Genomic DNA, 18,137 nt, shown 5'->3' with positions numbered 1-18,137 from the left:
GTCCTCCCTATTTGATTGTCGAGCGAGCGTATCGCTCCTTCGTCACCTCGTAGCGCAGCGGCTCTCCCTGGATGAAGCGTTCGATATCATCGACGATCAGCGTCGAGATCCGGTTCGTCCAGTAGTCCGAATAACCGCCGCAGTGCGGGGTCGCAATGACATGCTCATACGTCGTCCATTCGCTGCCCGGAGGCAGCGGCTCTTCCTCATACACATCCAGCGCCGCATAGATGCGGCCTGACTTCACCTGCTCTCGCAGCGCCTCCTCCCGAACAAGCGGGCCGCGAGCCGTATTGACCAGCAACGCCCCTTCCTTCATGCGAGAGAGCTCGGCGGCGCCGAGCATCCCCCGCGTCTGCTCCGTCAGCGTGTCATGCAAGGAGACGACATCGCTCTGCTGCAACAACTCCGCGAGGCCGCACAGCTCGATGCCCAGTCGGGCGGCCTCCTCCGCCGTACAGTAGGGGGAGTGCATGAGGACTCGGCACGAGAAGGGAGCGAGCAAGCGGATGACCTCGCGTGAGATCTCGCCATAGCCGATCAGGCCGACAGTGCTGCCGTGGAGCCCAGGCGGCTTGACCTGCTGCAGCTCGCTCCAGACGCCCATCCGGGCTTTCGACATCTGCTCCTTGATCCGCCATGCTCCGGCAAGCATCAGCATCACGGCGCATTCGGCGGTAGAGCGCGCCAACGCTACGTTGGCATGGACGACCCTGACTCCCCTCTCGAAGATGCAGCCGTCCGTGTAGGGGACGACCGTCCCCGCCGCGTGCGCGAATAGTCGCAACGCATCCGCAGCTTCCAGCACCTCTTCGGTCAGCCTCGGAGAGCCCCAGCTTGTGACGACGATGTCCTGACCGCTGATCTGATCGCGGAGCAGCCCCCCCGCCTCCAGGAAGGATACCTCGCATAAGCCTTGCAATCGTTGCAGTACCTCCGGCCTGAAAAGAAACTGCCGGGTCTGTTCATCCGTTACCGCTATGAGCGCCTTCATTGCGCCACCTCCTTGCCCGCTGTCCGATAGATCGCCGCCTGCGTTATGCTGTTCCACCGATTCAGCGAATTGCCGTGACAGACAAGCTTGACATAACGAGCCTCAGTCTCTTCAATGGCATAATATTCCGGTTGTGTCGTCGTCCCGCTGCTCCTCATCATCGACGCAATGCTTTCATAGCGCTCGCCGTCAACCGACCGTTCCAAATGAAAGACGGCTTGCCGGATATCTCCTTTAAGCCAGCCGATATCGATGCCGCAGATGCGCTGCGAGACGCCGAGATCGAAGATCAGATAGGGTCCGTCGCCTTCGGCGGCCCAGTACGTATGCGGGTCCTCATCCAACACCACTGCCGGCAGACTGGTCGACGCATCGCCGCCCGCAGACACCGTGCAAATCCCGACCCGAACTACATTCGGTTGCGATCCTGCGAGCGCAAGCGTATACTCCCGAACCGACGAGCCGTCTGGCGCTGTGACACGCCAGCGATAGTCGCCATAGTTACCCTCCGGCTGCGCCGCTTCGACCGCTGCCGCGACATGAGAGGGGATCGCCCACACCTCCGCCCGTCTGATTGGGGGACGCACCACCTTGACATCCTGATCCGTATCGTAGCTATACACCAGCTTATCCGGCTCAAAGTCGGTCAGCATCCGATGATTGACGAGGATGCCGCTCAGCGAAGCCTGACTGCCGAGCAACGCAGCAGACCGCTTCGACCTTTCGCTGCTCACCGATTGCGAGACGATATCCAGCGTCAGCCGCTTCTCTCCGACGGTCAGCTCATATCGGCTGCCATGCTGCCTCACCTCTACATAAGCAGGCAGTTCCGGCGCTTCGCTCCAGGAGAACGCTACGACGCTTTGCCACACGCCGCCCTGCCGATGCATCCTCCTCAGTACCTGCCTCGGCTGCCGGTCGTTATCGATATTGACCGGGATCTCGATGGCCTCGTAACGATCCTCCGTTCCTTCCTGCCCCAGAGGATGGATAAAGAGCAACGATTTTTTCCCAGCGGCCAACCGGCCTCCCTCTACCGCCAACCATGTCTGCGCCTCCGGGAAAAATCGCAGCTCCAGCTCGCTGCCCGCCTTGGCCTCGATCTCGTCGACGACCAGCAGCACATCGGGCTTCACAAATAACAGGTGCCGATGGTAGCGAAGCAAGCCCAGCTCCGCAGCGTAGGATGGCGCGCCGTCTCCGACCAGGTAATCATACTCGCTCGTGGACACGGCCTTCAGTATAGAGGGCCTCGCCTGAAGCTTGAGCAGCTCCTCGCCATGGAACCACATCTGATCGCCGCCTGTTTGCCCCTTGCCATCGACCAGCAGCGTATTGTGGGCTGCGGTCGTCTTGTACGCATACCCGTCATCCCGCAGCAGATATTCGCCTGCCCCGTACAATGTAAAGTGATTGGTATCCTGATGGACATGACCTCCCCCCCAATCGCAAAACGGCGCTTGATCATTGGTTTCGACCGCTTGATGGCCGAGGAACGGACCGCATTTGAAAACGACCAGGCTCTCGTCGCCCGACCAGGAGGAACGAGCGGAGACGATATCCATATCGTCGAAATGCTTCATTGTGGGCAGCCCCGCCGGCGGTGTCGCCTGCACGCGCCAATCGTACCAGAGCACGCTTAACCAACCGTTTTTCCGACTTCCGATTCTTTGGGAGCGCGCCTGCTCCGACAGCCACTGGGCATGGCCGAGCTTGTATTCCGCCGCCAGCTTCTCCATGATATACGTAATGCCATCGATGTCGCTTCGGGATGAATCGGCAAGATCGACGATGTTCTCCGAGGCGGTGCAATGCGCAAGCGGCAAGCCCAGATACAAGCGATAATCGGCCGTATGCCGAAACCAGGGCGTATCATACCAGTCGATGCCAAGCGTCGTACGAGCCACATCCATAAAGCGCATCATCCAACTGATGCCATAGCCCCAATACATCACCCCTTCATGGCTTGCGCCATCATCTCCGAGCGCGGACATCACCTCCCTGTATTTCCTGACCGACAGCTCTACCCACGCCAGCGCCTCCGGCACCTCGTCGTAGAGCGCCAGACCCGCGGTTCCCAGACCACACACGCCGATCCACATATGATTCTGAAGATTCCATGCCGCCCAGTAGCTGCCGCCTCTCGCACCGTCGTACATCTCTCGCCCATACTTGATCAGGGTCGCTCTGACGATCTCTCTCGTATCGGGTCGCATCGCCGAGTAGCACCAGTCATAGAATACCGCCAAGCCGAACAATTGCTGGCCCATGGCCAGATCCGGCTCGAATCGCCCCCAGGAAGGATAGCTGCAGCAGGTCAACGCCCATTGCTCGGCTCCGTCGCAATAGCGAGGATCGCCGCTGATGACGAAGGCAAAGGCCAGATTGGCGATATGGTCGCCCACATCGCGCTGCCATAGCTCATGGATATCTGCATCCGGGTCGTATCCAGGAGGCCCCGCCTGCATCAGATAATCGACCTGCTGCTGCAACTGCTCCCAGCGCTCCGCCAACTCGTCCGTCAGTTGCCGACGTCTGTTCGCCAGCCCTTCCCGATCAAACATCAGACGAGGATGCACGCCCGCCAGCGCCCCCAGTCGCTCCGCTGCGCGGATCGTCTCCGAGAAGGAGCGGATCGCCTGCTCCGCCTCATATCCTTTGCCTTGCAGCTCCGGCCGCCACCGGCTCTCCCACTCCAGGGAGAGGAACCCGTCGTAGCCTTGATCCCGCAAGAGACGCAGCACCTCCTGGAAAGAGACACTGCCTTCCCCTATGCGGGTATAACGCCAGCGTTTGTAGAAGGGGTCGTCGAACGGCACGCCGTCCTTGAGATGAACATGGACGCAGAGCGGACCAAGATAGCCGAGCGTCTCCGCCAGCCCTTCCCTGTGCTCCAGCGAATGCAGCACGTCCCAGATGACCTTGCAGTTGGTATGTCCCAATCGATCGACGATCCATCGCATCATCTTCCCGGTCGAAAACTCACTATGCATCTCCAGCCAAATATCCAGTCCAGCCCGAGCAGCTCGCTCGCACATCCAATCGAGCGTCTGCACAAGCGCTTCCTCTCGAATCGCCTCGGCAGGCTGCTCCAGATGATCGGACATATTGCCGAGAAACACCCGGATCGCCTGCGCGCTGTAGTCTCGAGCCATCCGGATGCACGCCTCCAGCTCCTCCTCCAGACGTCGACGTTCATCGGGCTTGCCGAGCAGACAGATCGAGCTGCCGATATTCACGACCGTCAACCCGGCAGCCTTCAGCTTCTCATAGACGGTCTCGCGTTGCCGCGGCGGGTCCTCCAGTCGCGAGCCCTCGATGCTGTCTACGCGAAGCTCCACACCCTCCATCCCGTAGCGCAGGGCAATGACGATCAACTCATCGACTGTCCACCTATCCAGTGAAAGCGTATTGATTGCCAATCTCATACCAGACCTCCGTCAAGCTTTATTTCGCGGCTTTCAATCGTGCGTAGGCCGTATTATAAATGTCCATCATTTCGTCCAGTCCCAGGCTTTTAAGCTCTTTGACAAACTGATCGTAAGAGCCTTCCACCTCTTCCGCGCCCAACACCCATTTGGTCATTTTTTCAGAGACATACGTTTGGATCGCCGAATACAGCTCGCGGTTGCGCCCCACCTCATCGTCGTTGAACGGCAATTGCGGGAAGCCGTCAGCATAGCTGACCTCCTCCATGACCCGTTGCAGCTTGTCATAGGCGTTCGGCTCAAGCAAGCCCTTCCAATAATCCATCGTGACGAACCCGCCGATCTGCTGCGCTCCGCCGATGCTGTCCATCATTTCATTGAGCGCCTTCTCGGGATTGTTCGCAAAGCTGTCCTTGAACGTTGGCTTGCCATCGACCAAATCGTAGGAGAGGCCTTCCACGCCCATCGAGTTCAGCAGCTTGCCTTGCTCGCTGTACCAAAAATCAAAATACTTCATCGTTTCTTCCGGATGCTCGTTGTCGCTTGACATTCCCCATACTTCCGTATTGGTAAACGAGGAACGAGTAAGGTCGACCCGATTGCCGTTCACATCCTTGGGATGTGTCAGCATTTGCAGATTGAAGCCCGGAATTTGCGATTCCAGTCTGCGATTGAAGGTCGAGGTGCTGCCTGGAGCGTCCCAGATCGCAATCCCCTGATTGTTGCCCAGCAACGTCTCGCGCGGGTTCGTCCGCGTAAACAGCTCCTGATCGATCAGACCTTCCTTGTACCATTTGGCGAGCTCGCTCATGCCCGTTTTGAACTCCGGATCATAGAAGCTGCTCTTGATGGTGTCGTCTGCATCGACATAATAGTAGTAGTTGCTCTGCCCCTTGACGCCGAACAGGGTCAACAGCGCACGCACCGTATTCATACCGGATCTGGCGAAGATGCCCACCTCATCCTTTTGCCCGTTCCCGTTAGGATCCATATTTTGAATGGTTTTGATCGCGTTGTAAAATTCGTCGACGGTTTGCGGCGCCTCGAGATTCGCCATCTCCAGCCAGTCCTGCCGGATAAACCACGTGCTGTTAACGTATTGCTCCTGCACATTCGGGATAAAATAGATCTTTCCGTCCGAAGCTCGCCATTTGTCTTTCTCCTCCGGATTCTCCTCCAGGTACTTCCTGATGTTCGGAGCGTATTGTTCGATCAGCTCCTCCAGCGGCTGGAACGCACCCATCAATGCAAATTCGTTAATCGCATTTACCTTATTGGCCACGATATCCGGCAACGGCCGCACAGCCATGGTCGTATTAAACGATATGCTGCGGTCGCTTTGCGCCTGGGCGACCACGCCCTTCAAGGTTACATTGGTGAACTCAGCCGCCTTCTGGTAGACCTGCCAATCATCCTTGAACGGTCCGTTGTAGTAGTGATAATAGATACTCAGCTCCAACGGCTCTTTGCTGGCAAGCAGCGACTCCTCGGCCTTCGTCTCGCTCGACCCGGCGGACGACGTTGCGGTCGATTCGGTCGGCGGCGTTGTGCCCGCAGCCTCCGATCCCCCATTCTCTGTCTGCGACTGACAGCCTGCCAGCACGCCCGCGAGCAAACAGCTCACCATCAACATTTGCCATCCTTTTTTGATCTTCATAAAAACGTAACCCTCCCTCAAAATTGTGTATGTTTTCTTGAAGCTATGACAAACGATAGCGTCACCCTTTAACCGCGCCAATCATAACCCCTTTGACAAAATAGCGTTGCACAAAAGGATAAATCATCAACATCGGCAGCGTAGCGACGACAATCGTAGCATAAATGAACGTTTCGGAGTTGATCGCTCCGAAATCCCCGACCATCCCGACCTGATCCGTCAGATTCATCTGTACGACCAGCTTTTGCAACAACACCTGCAGCATAATCTTGTCATCGTCGCGCAGCAGGATCATGGCCCAGAAATAAGAATTCCAGCGTCCTACGGCGTAATACAAGGCTATCGTTGCAATTGCGGGAAGCGACAACGGAATATAGATGCGCATCATAATAATAAAATCGTTGGCGCCGTCTATTTTAGCCGATTCCTCCAGCGCATCGGGGACCGATTGGAAGTAAGTGCGAAGCAAAATGACATAAAATGCACTGACGGCAAAACCAAAGATTAGCCCGGATATCGAATTTTCCATGCCATACGTTTTCATCATCAGATAAAAAGGAATCATCGGCGTCTTGAACCACATCGTAAACGCAATCATAAAGGTGAAGATGACTTTGCCTCGAAATCGCTTGCGCGAAAGCGGGTAAGCGGCGCAAATCGTTAACAGCACGTTGACAGCTGTACCGGCAGCTAACAAGATGAGCGAATTGCGATAGGCAAGCCAAAAGCTGCTGTCCGAGATGAGCCGCTCATAAGCGCTAAAATTGAAGCCCTGCGGCAATAGCCATACCGCTCCTCTCTCTACAGCGCTTACATCGCTGATCGAGACCGAGAGAATATAGACGAAAGGATACAGCGTCACGATGCCAACGAGCGACAAGGCCAGATAATTAAACAAGCTGAATATGCGTTCGCCAAATGAATTTTTCATGATGCCTCCCTACCAGATGCCGGTATCCGTCAATTTTTTGCTCAGCTTGTTGGCTGCAAACACGAGGACCAGCGCGACCACGCTATCGAAGAGATCGACTGCGGTTGCAAGACCGTAATCGGCGCCTTGAAAGGCTTGCCTGTAAACATAGGAGCTGATGACATCCGCCGTTTCATAGGTCGAAGGCTGATACATCAAAATAATCATCTCATATCCGACATTGAGCAACTGGCCGATGCGCAAAATGAGCATAATGACAATCGTCGGCATAATGCCCGGCAGCGTAACATGCCATAATTGCTTCCACTTGTTGGCGCCATCGATCCTGGCGGCCTCATACAGCTCGGAATCGACGCCGCTTAGCGCCGCAATATAGATGATCGAGGCAAACCCTGCGCCTGCCCATATGTTAACGCTTGTAAAAATCGTCCTGAAATATTCGGGCAAAATCAGAAAGTAAATTTTTTCTCCTCCGAACAAGGCGATGATTTTATTGACCAATCCATGACTCGGAGACAAAAAGTTGACGGCGATGCCTGCAATCACGACTGAGGATACAAAGTGCGGCAAATACGATACTGTCTGGATCAGCTTTTTGAATCGCAGCTTCCGAACCTCATTTAACAGCAAGGCAAGGATGATCGGAATCGGAAATCCGAATAACAAGCCGTATAAGCTGATCGCAAACGTGTTCTCCAGCGTTCGCCAAAAGTAAGGACCGCTAAAAAACTTGATGAATTGATCGAACCCTACCCATGGACTATCTACGATGCCGGTAAAGAGGTTGTACTTCTTGAAAGCAACCTGGATGCCATATAAGGGCACGTACTGAAACATAATATAAAACAATAATACCGGGGAAAAAATAAGGTAAAGATATCTGTCCTTCCACACATCCTTCTGAAGCTGCGACCATGCCTGATATCGGGCTTTTGCTGCAGGCTTCATCGCGCCTGTATCCGTTCTCATTTGTTACCCTCCCAAACCTTCATCCATCGCGCTGGCTTAAGAACGACTGCCCCGTGATGAACGATTAATCTGCGACTATCGTAAAGCCGCGGCGCCCGGGTCGTAAATCTGCATTTCTTTCAGTCATGCGCCGTTTTTCGGTTTGGGGACCCATATGCCTTTCTTTGGATGTATTCATTTTTTTGGTCGAGCGATGTCTTCCACTTTTTATATTGCGGGGATGAAGACAGGTCTTTATAATGAGGTTACTAAAAACGCTTACATTTATCTGGGGGAATCGCGATTTGAAGAAAGCCGCCTTTTACAAAAAAATATTTCAGGCGTATTTTGTCCTATTTATTGTGTTTGCCGCAGCCATCTCGGTAACGATCTTCTACAAAGGGAATCAGATCAATCAGCATACCATGAAGGCCAAGCAGCATCTCGTCCTCGATCAGATCAGCCGCAATATCGACAATAGTCTGCTGCTAGGCTTCGAAACGATGGCTCAGCTATCCACGAATCTGGAAATGATGAAGTTTATGAGACTCCCGACCACCGACAGCTACAATATTGCCAAGGTTCGGGAGGAGCTCGCCAAAACACATGCGATATCAGCGCGCTTGGGCTTGTCTATCGCCTTGTTAAAGCTGGCGGACAATACGGTCGTTACGCACGAGGGCGTACTATCGATTGACCGTTTCTTCGAACAGCTCGGGGCCCCGGAAATCGACACGCCCTTTTTTTATGATTCTTTTGCCAGACAGGGCAGCGCGCTGGCCTACTTCACCTTCAATATCGATTCCCCTGCGCAAGGAAAAAAGCTGCTGTTAGCCAAAAAACATGTCAGCTTCAAAAATGCCGACGCCGTGGAGCTGTATATTCTGGACAAGCCACTGCTGTTGTCCCTCGATCTGTACCCAAGCGAAGCCGTTACGATTCTCAACAACGAGCAGATCATCGCCATCGACTCGGTCAAGGCAACAAGCACGATCGAGAGCTTGTTGACCGAGGAGCTCCGCAGCAAGCTGCTGAGCGCCGGCAACGACACCCAGACTGACCGAAAATATGAATATATGTACCGTAAATCAAGTGTACTCGACTGGTATTATGTATCGGTAACGCCGAAAAGCTTTTTTATAAAATCGATGCAGCAGTTGCTCTTGCAGGCCGGGATACTGTGCGTCTCCTTGTTGTTGCTCGGCTATCTGATTATCTCCAAAATGTCGACTTACCTGTACAGGCCTGTCAGGAACATTCTCGGTCATCTCGGACAATACGAACCGTTTCAGGAAAAAGACGAGTTTCTGTATATCCAGAATACGTTGACAACGGTCCATGAAACGAACCGCGAGCTGTCCGAGATTATACAGAAGAACAAGCTTCCGCAAAAGGAACGCTTCCTGAAGCAGCTTTTATTCGGCCTGGTGTCCGAGCATGAAATGAAGGAGCAGCTCCGCCAAAATGGGCTGCATATTTTGGAGGAGACCGTACGGCTGGTCATTATTCAAATCGATGCGTACGACCAGCTTCAGGAAGAGCTGCACACGAATGCGCTTGTCCTGATTGACGCGATGATATCCAAGCACATCAACGCGCACTTGCAAGATAATTTTGATTATATCTTCCTTCAGATCTCCAAAAACCAGTTTGTGTTCGTCACAAAGGATGAAGATCGACTCAAGCTAACGCAGTTAATCAATGAGCTGATTGCCGAGATCGAGTCCCATATTGCGGTCAGTCTGATCGCTGTGATCGGCGAGCCCTGCGAGCAGCCTGCCGACTTGGCCAGCAGCTTCTCTGGCACGCTGAACGTGCTAGAGAAGCGATTTGCCATCGATGAAAAAAAGGTCATCCATGCCGAGACGATCCATTCGCGCCATCAGGAGGCTTATTTTTATCCGATTCAGCTCGAGCATGATTTGATCCATACGATGATTCGCGGCCAGGTCTCGGAGGCGGATATGATCGTCCAACGTATCGTGCAAGAAAATCTGGTGAAGCGAACGCTCAGTCTGGAAACCCACTCGCAGCTTGTTTTCGCGCTAAGCGCTACGATTAATCGCGTGCTGGACATGACAAACAAGCCCATCGAATATTTTTTTGACGAAGGGACGCTTATTTACAGCGAGCTCAAAAAAAGCGACAACAAAAAGCAGTTTGAAGACAAGATCGTTTATCTTTTTCATACGATTGCGACGTCCTTCAAAAAGCAATCCGACACCTTGGAGCATTCCATCCTCCAGCAAATGAACGCCTACATCGTCAACAACTATCATACCGATTTTTCGCTTGCCGATCTTGCCGAGCATCTGGGCTTTTCGACCGCGTACACGAGTACGCTCTTCAAGAGCATCCTCGGCGAGAACTTCAAGGATTACCTGAATATGTATCGCATCAAGAGAGCCAAGCAACTGCTGGCCGAGGAGCAACTGAAAATTAGCGATGTCGCTGCGCGAGTAGGCTATACCAATGTCAATTCCTTCATCCGCATGTTCAAGCGCTATGAAGCCATCTCGCCGGGGCAATATGCGAAAAACGTCGTTCAGGAGGACCAGCACCATACGCCACAGTAGCCGAGCGCTCTTCAAGCAAGAACGGTCCGGCTGCAGCTCCGCAGCGCGCGCCGCGCAGGAGTAGGAGGATTGTAGAGGAACGTGCTTTTTTGTTACGATAGACACGTATGCATGGCAAACGTTTCACGGCCTAAATGACTTATGGAGGTTACCACTCATGGCATCAAATCAAGATCGGCCGCGCTCCGAGCAGCTCTATGCGGAAGCGCTGGAGCATATCGTCGGCGGCGTCAACAGCCCCTCCCGTTCGTTCAAGGCGGTCGGCGGCGGCGCCCCCGTCTTCATGAAGCGGGCCGCAGGCGCGCACTTCTGGGACGTCGACGATCATCGCTACATCGATTATCTGGCCGCCTACGGCCCGATCATCACCGGCCACGCCCATCCGCATGTGACGGAGGCGATCGTCGCCGCCGCTCAGGCCGGCACGCTCTACGGCACGCCGACCGAGCTGGAGATCCGGCTCGCCCGCATGCTCAAGGAAGCGATCCCGTCGATGGACAAGGTGCGCTTCGTCAACTCCGGCACCGAGGCGGTCATGACGACGATCCGGGTCGCTCGCGCCTATACCGGCCGCAGCAAGATCATCAAGTTCGCCGGCTGCTACCACGGCCACTCCGACCTCGTGCTGGTCGCCGCAGGCTCCGGCCCCTCAACGCTCGGCATCCCCGACAGCGCTGGCGTGCCCGGCAGCATCGCCCAGGAGATCATCACTGTGCCGTTCAACGACCCGGCGGCGCTGGAGGAGGCGCTCGCCGTCTGGGGCCCCCAGGTCGCCGCTGTGATGATCGAGCCGATCGTCGGCAACTTCGGCATGGTGATGCCGCGTCCCGGCTATCTGGAGACGCTCTGCCGCCTCACGCGGGCAGCAGGCGCGCTCGTCATCTACGACGAGGTGATCAGCGCCTTCCGTTTCCACTACGGCGCAGCCCAGACGTACAGCGTCTTCCCTGACCCGGAGGCGATCCGCCCCGATCTGACCGCGCTTGGCAAGATCATCGGCGGCGGTCTGCCGATCGGCGCTTATGGCGGACGCCGGGAGATTATGGAGAAGGTAGCGCCGCTTGGTCCGGCTTATCAGGCCGGTACGATGGCAGGCAATCCCGCCTCGATCTCCGCAGGCATCGCTTGTCTGGAGGTGCTGCAGGAGGCGGGCGTATACGAACGTATGGAGCATCTGACGATCCGGCTGACCGAGGGGTTGGCGCAGATCGCGGCACGTCATGGCGTGCCGGTGACGATCAACCGGATTCGCGGCTCGTTCTCGATGCATTTCTGCGATCATCCCGTCACTGACTACGAGGAGGCGCAGGCGACGGACGGCGAGCTGTTCGGCCGCTACTTCCGCGTCATGCTCGACCGCGGCGTCTGTCTGGCCCCCTCCAAGTACGAGGCCTGGTTCCTGACGACCGCTCACACCGACGAGGATATCGATCAGACGCTGGAGGCGGCAGAGGCGGCGTTCGCTTCGCTAGCGCTGTAGCTGCGATCGCCGGGGCTGGGGCTTCGCTGGCGTTGCAACCTCGCTGGCGCTATAGCCTCGCCTACCGGTGACGATGCCGCTCAGCTCCCGCCCCAGCCAGCTGGCGCTACGCCATCCGGAAAACCGAATAAACGCGGACAAGCGTTGCGAGAGCCCAGCTCTCGCAACGCTATTTGTGCAGCTGGCGGGAGCGCCCGAGGCTCCTGCTCCTGCCGCTGCCGATCAATCCAGCTTGAATGTCGATACCGAATGCTGCAGATCCTCGGCGAGCTGCGCGAGCGACTGCGCGGTGGCTGCCGTCTCCTCGCTGCTCGCAGCCGCCTCCTCCGTGACCGACGAGATGTTCTCGACCGCTGTCAGGACCGTCGAGGACTGGGCCGCCTGCTCCTCGCTCGCAGCCGCGATCTCCGCCACCTTTTGCCCGGATTCATCGACCCTGTTGGCGATGCTGCGGAACGAATCGCCCGTCTTCTCCGAGAGCAGCGTGCTCTCCTGGACGGCGAGGACGCTCTGACGGGTGTTCTCCTGCATGCCTTTGATGATGCCTGCGATCTGCTTGGTCGCCTCGCCGCTGCGCTCGGCCAGCTTGCGCACCTCATCGGCTACGACTGCAAAGCCTCTGCCCTGCTCGCCGGCGCGCGCCGCCTCGATCGCTGCATTAAGCGCCAGCAGGTTGGTCTGGTCGGCGATATCCTCGATGACCTCGATGATCTCGCCGATCCGCAGGGAGTCGCCTTCGAGCTTGCGCATCTGCCCGTTGACCTGTTGCATGCTATCGACCGAGGAACGGATGACCTCGCTGCCTTCGCGGGCCAGCGTCATCGTCGATTCGGCGATCTCCGAAGCCTGCTCGGTATTTTGCGCGACCGAGTGAATCGCCGACGACAGCTCCACGAACAGCTCGTTGATCGTCTGCGCCGCATTGGCCTGATTGGCGCTGCCGCTGGCAACCTCCTGCGTGCTGGCCGATATCTGCTCAGCGGCAGCGGAGACGCTCTGGGCGGAGCTGAGGATGCCGCCGATGATCTGGCGCAGGTTGGCTACCATGGTATCGATCGACATCGCCAGCTGACCGATCTCGTCCTTCGTGCGGATGCCGATCGTCTGACGCAGGTCGCCTTGAGCCACCTGATTGACGAGTACGGCAACCTTGCCGAGCGGCACCGAGATGATGCGGGAGATGATCGTGCCAAGGGCGATGCAGAGGATCACAGCAGCGACGAGGATGCCGATCGTTATGTTTCGGGAGGAATTATACAATTGCTCGCCTTCCTCCTTGGCCTGGATCGCTTCCTTCATATTGACATCGACGGTCTTGTCGATGATAGTCACCAGCGTCTGTCCATATCTTGCCAGGTCGCCGTTGATTAGCGATATCAGCCCCTCCTCTTGACCTGTCAGAGCATATTGAAGCGACTGCTTGTAGATTTCATTATAAATCCGCCAGTTTTCGTCGAATCCCGACATCGCCTCGATTAGCGCTTCGCTTTGCTTGGTTGTTCTGAAGGTCGCAATGTTGGCATCCACGCCGCTTTTCAGCGCCTCGGCCCGTCCCTCCAGCTCTCTTACAGCCTCGTTGCTCTCAGCTAACGCCACATCCCGGATCAACACGCGCATCTCCAAATACTTGCCTCGCGCTTCCAGCACCTCCTGTACAGGGACCAGATTATCCTCATACATCGTATCCAGACTTCCGTTCAATTTGCCCATCGTGGAGACCCCAAACAGCCCGACGAAGGAAAGCAGCACAGCGATGATCAAAAAAGCCGATGTCAATTTAACGCTCGTGCGCAAATTCATAAACCAATTCATACCTCAAGTCCTCCCAAGGCCTCTGGATGCCTGCATAGTCATTGTTAGCGATTGATCATCTTCATAATGCCGCCTGTCTCCAGGATGAGCGCGACCTTGCCGTCGCCGAGGATCGTCGCGCCCGAGATGCCCTCGACCTTGCCGATATAGGAGCCTAGCGAACGAACGACGATCTCCTGATTGCCGACCAGCTCATCCACGCCGAGCGCGATCCGCTTTTCCGCGCGCCCGATGATGACGATCGGACGGAACCGCCTGTCCGTGCCCGTCTCCTCGTATCCGAAGTAACGATGGATATGGACGACCGGGATGACCTGGTCGCGCAAGGTCAGCACCGGCACGCCGCGCACCGTCTTGACCGCCGCCTGCTCGATCCGCACGATCTCCGCGACATTGCTCATCGGCACGATGAATGTCCGGCCGCCGATGATGATGACGAGTCCGGTCGTGATCGCCAGCGTCAGCGGCAACCGGATCTTGAAGCGCGTGCCTCGCCCCGGCTCCGTGTCGATATCGATCAGACCATTCATCCGTTCGATATCGTTGCGGACGATATCCATGCCGACGCCTCGGCCGGATACGTCGCTCACTCGCGAGGCAGTGGACAGACCCGGGTGGAAGATCAATTGGACAGCGTCGCGCTCCGACAGCTGCGCTGCCTCCGCCTCGCTCAGCAATCCGCGATCGACCGCCTTCTGTCGCAGCTTGTCCGTCTGGATGCCGGCGCCATCATCCTCGATGACCAGGCTCACCTGATCATCCTCATGCGCGGCAGCGATCCGCAGCGTCCCTCGCGCTGGCTTGCCGGCGGCCAGACGCTCCTCGGGCCGCTCCAGCCCGTGGTCGATCGCATTGCGCACCAGATGGATGAGCGGATCGCCGATCTCTTCGATCAGGTTGCGGTCCAGCTCCGTGTCCTTGCCCTCCAGCACCAGCTCCACTTCCTTGTCCAACGAGAGGGAAAGGTCGCGCACCAGACGAGGGAAGCGGTTGAACAACTGCTCCAGGGGTAGCATCCGCACCTTCATGACGCTCTCCTGCAGTTCGCCTACCGTGCGCGTCAGATGATCCGAGAGCTGCGAGAAGTCTTCGAAGGCCTCGTCCGGTCCAAATCGTTGGCGCAGCAGCTTGCCGGCCTGCTGGATGCGAGTCTGATCGATGACCAGCTCGCCGACCAGATTCATCATCCGCTCCAGCCGTTCTACATTGACGCGGATCGACGTCTGCTTCGTCCGGTCCGGGCGCGGCTCCGAGGGAGCAAATGCGGGCAACGCCTCTGCCTCTTCCTCGACCAACACAGGCTCCGGCCGACTCCGCAGCTGCTCGATCGCGATCTCCTCCAGCCTCGCCTCTTCGACATCCATCAGCGCTGCCGCGATATCGACAAGCTCCGTGTCCGACAGCGAGCTGGAGACGAGCCAACGCGCCGTATCGGCTGTCTCCTCCGGCGTTGCCGTGTCGTCCAGCTCGCGCCAGACCAGGCCGGGCAGCTCCTCCAGCTCGCGCTCGATAATCTGGAATCTGACATATCGCATCTCGCATCGGGCCGACAAGCGCACGGTCAACCACCGCAGCGGCCTCTCGGCATCTGTCAGCCGCTCGAAGGTCTGATAGACGTCGCTTGGCAGCAGCGGCAACGTCTTCTGCACCCTTGGAACAGGCGCTTCGGCAGAACTGCGAAGGCCGCGGATCAGCTCGTCCATATTCGAATGCTCGGCATCGTTTTGCACGATCTCGCTCTGCAGCTGGCGCAGGCCATCCAACCCTTTGAAAAACACGCCGATCAGCGCTTCGGTGACGAGCAGCTCTCGGCTCCGCAGCCGCTCCAGCACATGCTCCATCTCATGGGTGAGCTCCTTCAGCCTGACGTAGCCCATCGCCGCCGAGGAGCCCTTAAGCGTATGCGCGGCACGGAACAAGCGCCCGATCCCCGCCTCGGTCCCGCCCTCTCGCTCCAGCGTCAGCAGCTCCTCCTCGATCATCTGGAGCTGCTCGTTTAACTCTTCCAGGAAGATGTCGCGAAATTCTGACAAATCAATCATGACACGCCCACCTTCAGTTCTGTATAAGCACTTCGTCCAATTTGAGTATGCCGACCAATCCATCTGAAGTAATGCCGATTCCCACAAAATACGAGCCGCTAATGCCGCCCACCCGCTCCGGCGGAGGTTGAATATCCGAGAATAAAGCAACCTGGTTGACATGATCGACGATCAGGCCGACCGCATCGTTGGCATGCGCCACGACGACGATCCGCGTCGCCTTGGTCGGCGGCGCCTCCTCCAGCGCGAACAAGCTGCGCAGACTGATCACCGGCACGATTTTGCCCCGCAGATTAATAACGCCCCGCACATAATAATGGCAGTTTGGAACATCCGTAATCTCCTGAAGCTTGATAATCTCATGCACATCGGCTATCCGTATCGCGTAGCATTCCTCTCCTACGCCGAACTCTACATATTGCTCCGTCATTGAAGCCAACATTGATCTGTCCTCCTCTCTCTTCTCTGTCATGATCTATTCAGGCAGCCCGTGAGAAACGCTACCATGCCATCCAGCGGCACGACATGCTCCGCCCCGCCCGCTTCGACGGCGGCTCGGGGCATGCCATAGATGACGCAGCTCTCGCGAGCCTCGGCGACTGTCGTAACCTTGGCGCTCCTGCGGGCTCGCACCATCTCCTCCACGCCATCCTTGCCCATCCCCGTCAGCAGGACCAGATGGCGACTCAGCTCCTCTAGCGGCGTCAGCGAGGCGAACAGCTCGTCGACCGAAGGCCGATGTCCGCTGCGCTCCGCCCCTTGGCTTAATCCGATCCGATAGCCGTCGCCCTCGCGCTGCACCGTCATATGATGGTCGCCCGGCGCGAGGTAGACGCGACCGTTGCGCAGCGGCTCCCCGTCGACCGCTTCGGCTACTGGCATCGGGGAGAGCTTGTGGAGCCTCGCAGCGAGCGAGGTCGTGAATAACGCCGGCATATGCTGGACGATCAGCACCGGACACGGCCATCCCTCCTCCAGCCCCGAGAGTAGCGACGTCAACGCCTGCGGGCCGCCCGTCGAGGTTCCGATCGCCACGATTTGCCGCACTTCGCTCCCCCAATCTGCCTCAGCGACGCCTGAACGTACGCTCCCGGCCGGTCGCTCCCGCAGCCGTACGGGAGGCTTCAGCTTTACGGCAGCTGCCGCGTAGAGCTTGTCATTGAGCTCCGACATGATGCGATGGATGTTAAGGGCAAAGGTCGACGTCGGCTTATGTACAAAGTCGATCGCTCCGATCTGGAGCGACTCCATCGTCTCCGTTGCTCCGTTGCTGGTGAGCGAGCTGAGCATAATGACCGGCACCGGGCGCACGCGCATGATCGTCCGCAACGCCTCAAGGCCGTTCATCTTCGGCATCTCGATATCGAGACTCACGACGTCCGGCCTCAGTGTCTGGACTCGCTCGATCGCTTCCAGCCCGTTGGCAGCCGTACCGACTACCTCGAGCCTCGGATCGGCGTCGATATATTTGATCAGGAAACTTCTCATAAAGGTCGAATCATCGACGACAAGAACTCTGACTGCCATTGCTCAGGCTTCCTCTCTACTTGTTGAAATTCCGAAACTCCTGTTGTACGCGAAGGAATACATCGACAATATGGCCATCAAACTGCGTCCCGCTATGCTTTAGGAGCTCCTCTCTCGCTTGATCGGGCGTGATCGCCTGGCTATAGGGCCGATTAGAGGTCATGCTGTCGTAAGCGTCCAGCACCGCGCAGATCCGGGCATAGAGCGGAATCTCCTCGCCTCGCAGCTTGTCCGGGTAGCCGTTGCCGTCCCATCGTTCGTGATGATGCCTGACGAGCTTGATAATGGCAGGATCGAATTTCGGCTGGAGCTCCAGCAGCTCTGCCCCGAGCTCCGGATGCAACTTCATGATGACCCACTGCTCGGCCGTCAACGGATTGCGTTGGTACAGGATCTCCCGCGTGATCATCACTTTACCCAGATCATGGACGAAGCAGCCTCTCATCAGTCTGTCGGTCTCTGACTTGCTAAATTGCAGCGCCATCGCCATTTTTTCCGCCAGCAACGCTACCCGACTGCAATGCTCGTAGGTTTCAGGCGTTTTCTGCTTCAACAGCCCCATCCAGCTTCCCACACCCAATAGATCGCCAAAACGATGAACGATCGGCTTTTTGAACATAAGCATCGTTACCACAAGCATCCTCCTTGCACCAGTTCCATCATCTTCCACTATTCCTCCCTACAAAGAATGACCTTTTTGGTCGATATAGTGGAATGGCGTACAATAATAGTTGTGCGACAT

General features: G+C 56.9%; 12 protein-coding genes. 2 read left to right on the top strand and 10 right to left on the bottom strand.

The features are described 5' to 3' along the window. Positions 1-7: 7 nt before the first annotated feature. From PA598K_RS28470 to PA598K_RS28450, 5 genes are all read right to left on the bottom strand, one after another. Positions 8-994 (bottom strand): hydroxyacid dehydrogenase, encoded by a 987-nt coding sequence (locus PA598K_RS28470; RefSeq protein ID WP_128660188.1) that lies wholly within the window; start codon positions 992-994, stop codon positions 8-10. Then, positions 991-4,422 carry a TIM barrel protein gene (locus tag PA598K_RS28465; protein WP_128660187.1) on the bottom strand — a complete coding sequence of 1,144 codons (3,432 nt, stop codon included), beginning with the start codon at positions 4,420-4,422 and terminating at the stop codon, positions 991-993. Before PA598K_RS28465 ends, PA598K_RS28470 begins: the two co-directional genes overlap by 4 nt. Before the next feature lie 19 nt (positions 4,423-4,441). Next, the gene (locus tag PA598K_RS28460; protein ID WP_128660186.1) at positions 4,442-6,079 is read right to left on the bottom strand and encodes an extracellular solute-binding protein; all 1,638 of its coding nucleotides are present in this window, start codon (positions 6,077-6,079) and stop codon (positions 4,442-4,444) included. A 61-nt stretch (positions 6,080-6,140) separates the two neighbouring features. Continuing rightward, entirely contained in the window at positions 6,141-7,010 is an 870-nt protein-coding gene (locus tag PA598K_RS28455; RefSeq protein WP_128660185.1) for a carbohydrate ABC transporter permease, read from the bottom strand. A gap of 9 nt (positions 7,011-7,019) precedes the next feature. Beyond that, positions 7,020-7,979 (bottom strand): ABC transporter permease, encoded by a 960-nt coding sequence (locus PA598K_RS28450; RefSeq protein WP_128660184.1) that lies wholly within the window; start codon positions 7,977-7,979, stop codon positions 7,020-7,022. A gap of 284 nt (positions 7,980-8,263) precedes the next feature. Between PA598K_RS28450 and PA598K_RS28445 the strand changes: the two genes are divergently transcribed. Both PA598K_RS28445 and PA598K_RS28440 read left to right on the top strand, forming a co-directional pair. Then, on the top strand, positions 8,264-10,534 hold the full coding sequence (locus PA598K_RS28445) for a helix-turn-helix domain-containing protein (RefSeq protein ID WP_185602275.1): 2,271 nt from the start codon (positions 8,264-8,266) through the stop codon (positions 10,532-10,534). Positions 10,535-10,691: 157 nt separating this feature from the next. Beyond that, positions 10,692-12,014, top strand: a complete 1,323-nt coding sequence (locus PA598K_RS28440; RefSeq protein ID WP_128660182.1) for a glutamate-1-semialdehyde 2,1-aminomutase — start codon at positions 10,692-10,694, stop codon at positions 12,012-12,014. A gap of 222 nt (positions 12,015-12,236) precedes the next feature. Here PA598K_RS28440 and PA598K_RS28435 read toward each other — a convergent pair whose 3' ends face one another. The 5 genes from PA598K_RS28435 to PA598K_RS28415 are packed head-to-tail and all read right to left on the bottom strand — an operon-like array spanning position 12,237 to position 18,020. Next, complete coding sequence (locus tag PA598K_RS28435; RefSeq protein WP_128660181.1) at positions 12,237-13,826, bottom strand: methyl-accepting chemotaxis protein; 1,590 nt, start codon at positions 13,824-13,826, stop codon at positions 12,237-12,239. 44 nt (positions 13,827-13,870) lie between these two features. Next, positions 13,871-15,868, bottom strand: coding sequence for a chemotaxis protein CheA (locus PA598K_RS28430; protein ID WP_128660180.1), 1,998 nt, complete (start codon positions 15,866-15,868; stop codon positions 13,871-13,873). Between the two features lie 13 nt (positions 15,869-15,881). Beyond that, complete coding sequence (locus PA598K_RS28425) at positions 15,882-16,310, bottom strand: chemotaxis protein CheW (RefSeq protein ID WP_128660179.1); 429 nt, start codon at positions 16,308-16,310, stop codon at positions 15,882-15,884. Positions 16,311-16,336: 26 nt separating this feature from the next. Then, positions 16,337-17,395, bottom strand: a complete 1,059-nt coding sequence (locus PA598K_RS28420; RefSeq protein ID WP_128660178.1) for a protein-glutamate methylesterase/protein-glutamine glutaminase — start codon at positions 17,393-17,395, stop codon at positions 16,337-16,339. A gap of 16 nt (positions 17,396-17,411) precedes the next feature. Further along, on the bottom strand, positions 17,412-18,020 hold the full coding sequence (locus tag PA598K_RS28415) for an HD-GYP domain-containing protein (RefSeq protein ID WP_260405658.1): 609 nt from the start codon (positions 18,018-18,020) through the stop codon (positions 17,412-17,414). Positions 18,021-18,137: the final 117 nt, after the last annotated feature.

The organism is Paenibacillus sp. 598K (assembly GCF_003851045.1).
In the GTDB taxonomy this organism is placed as follows: domain Bacteria; phylum Bacillota; class Bacilli; order Paenibacillales; family Paenibacillaceae; genus Paenibacillus_D.
Note: the sequence above shows the minus strand (reverse complement) of the source record. Positions and strands in the feature narration are given on the sequence as shown.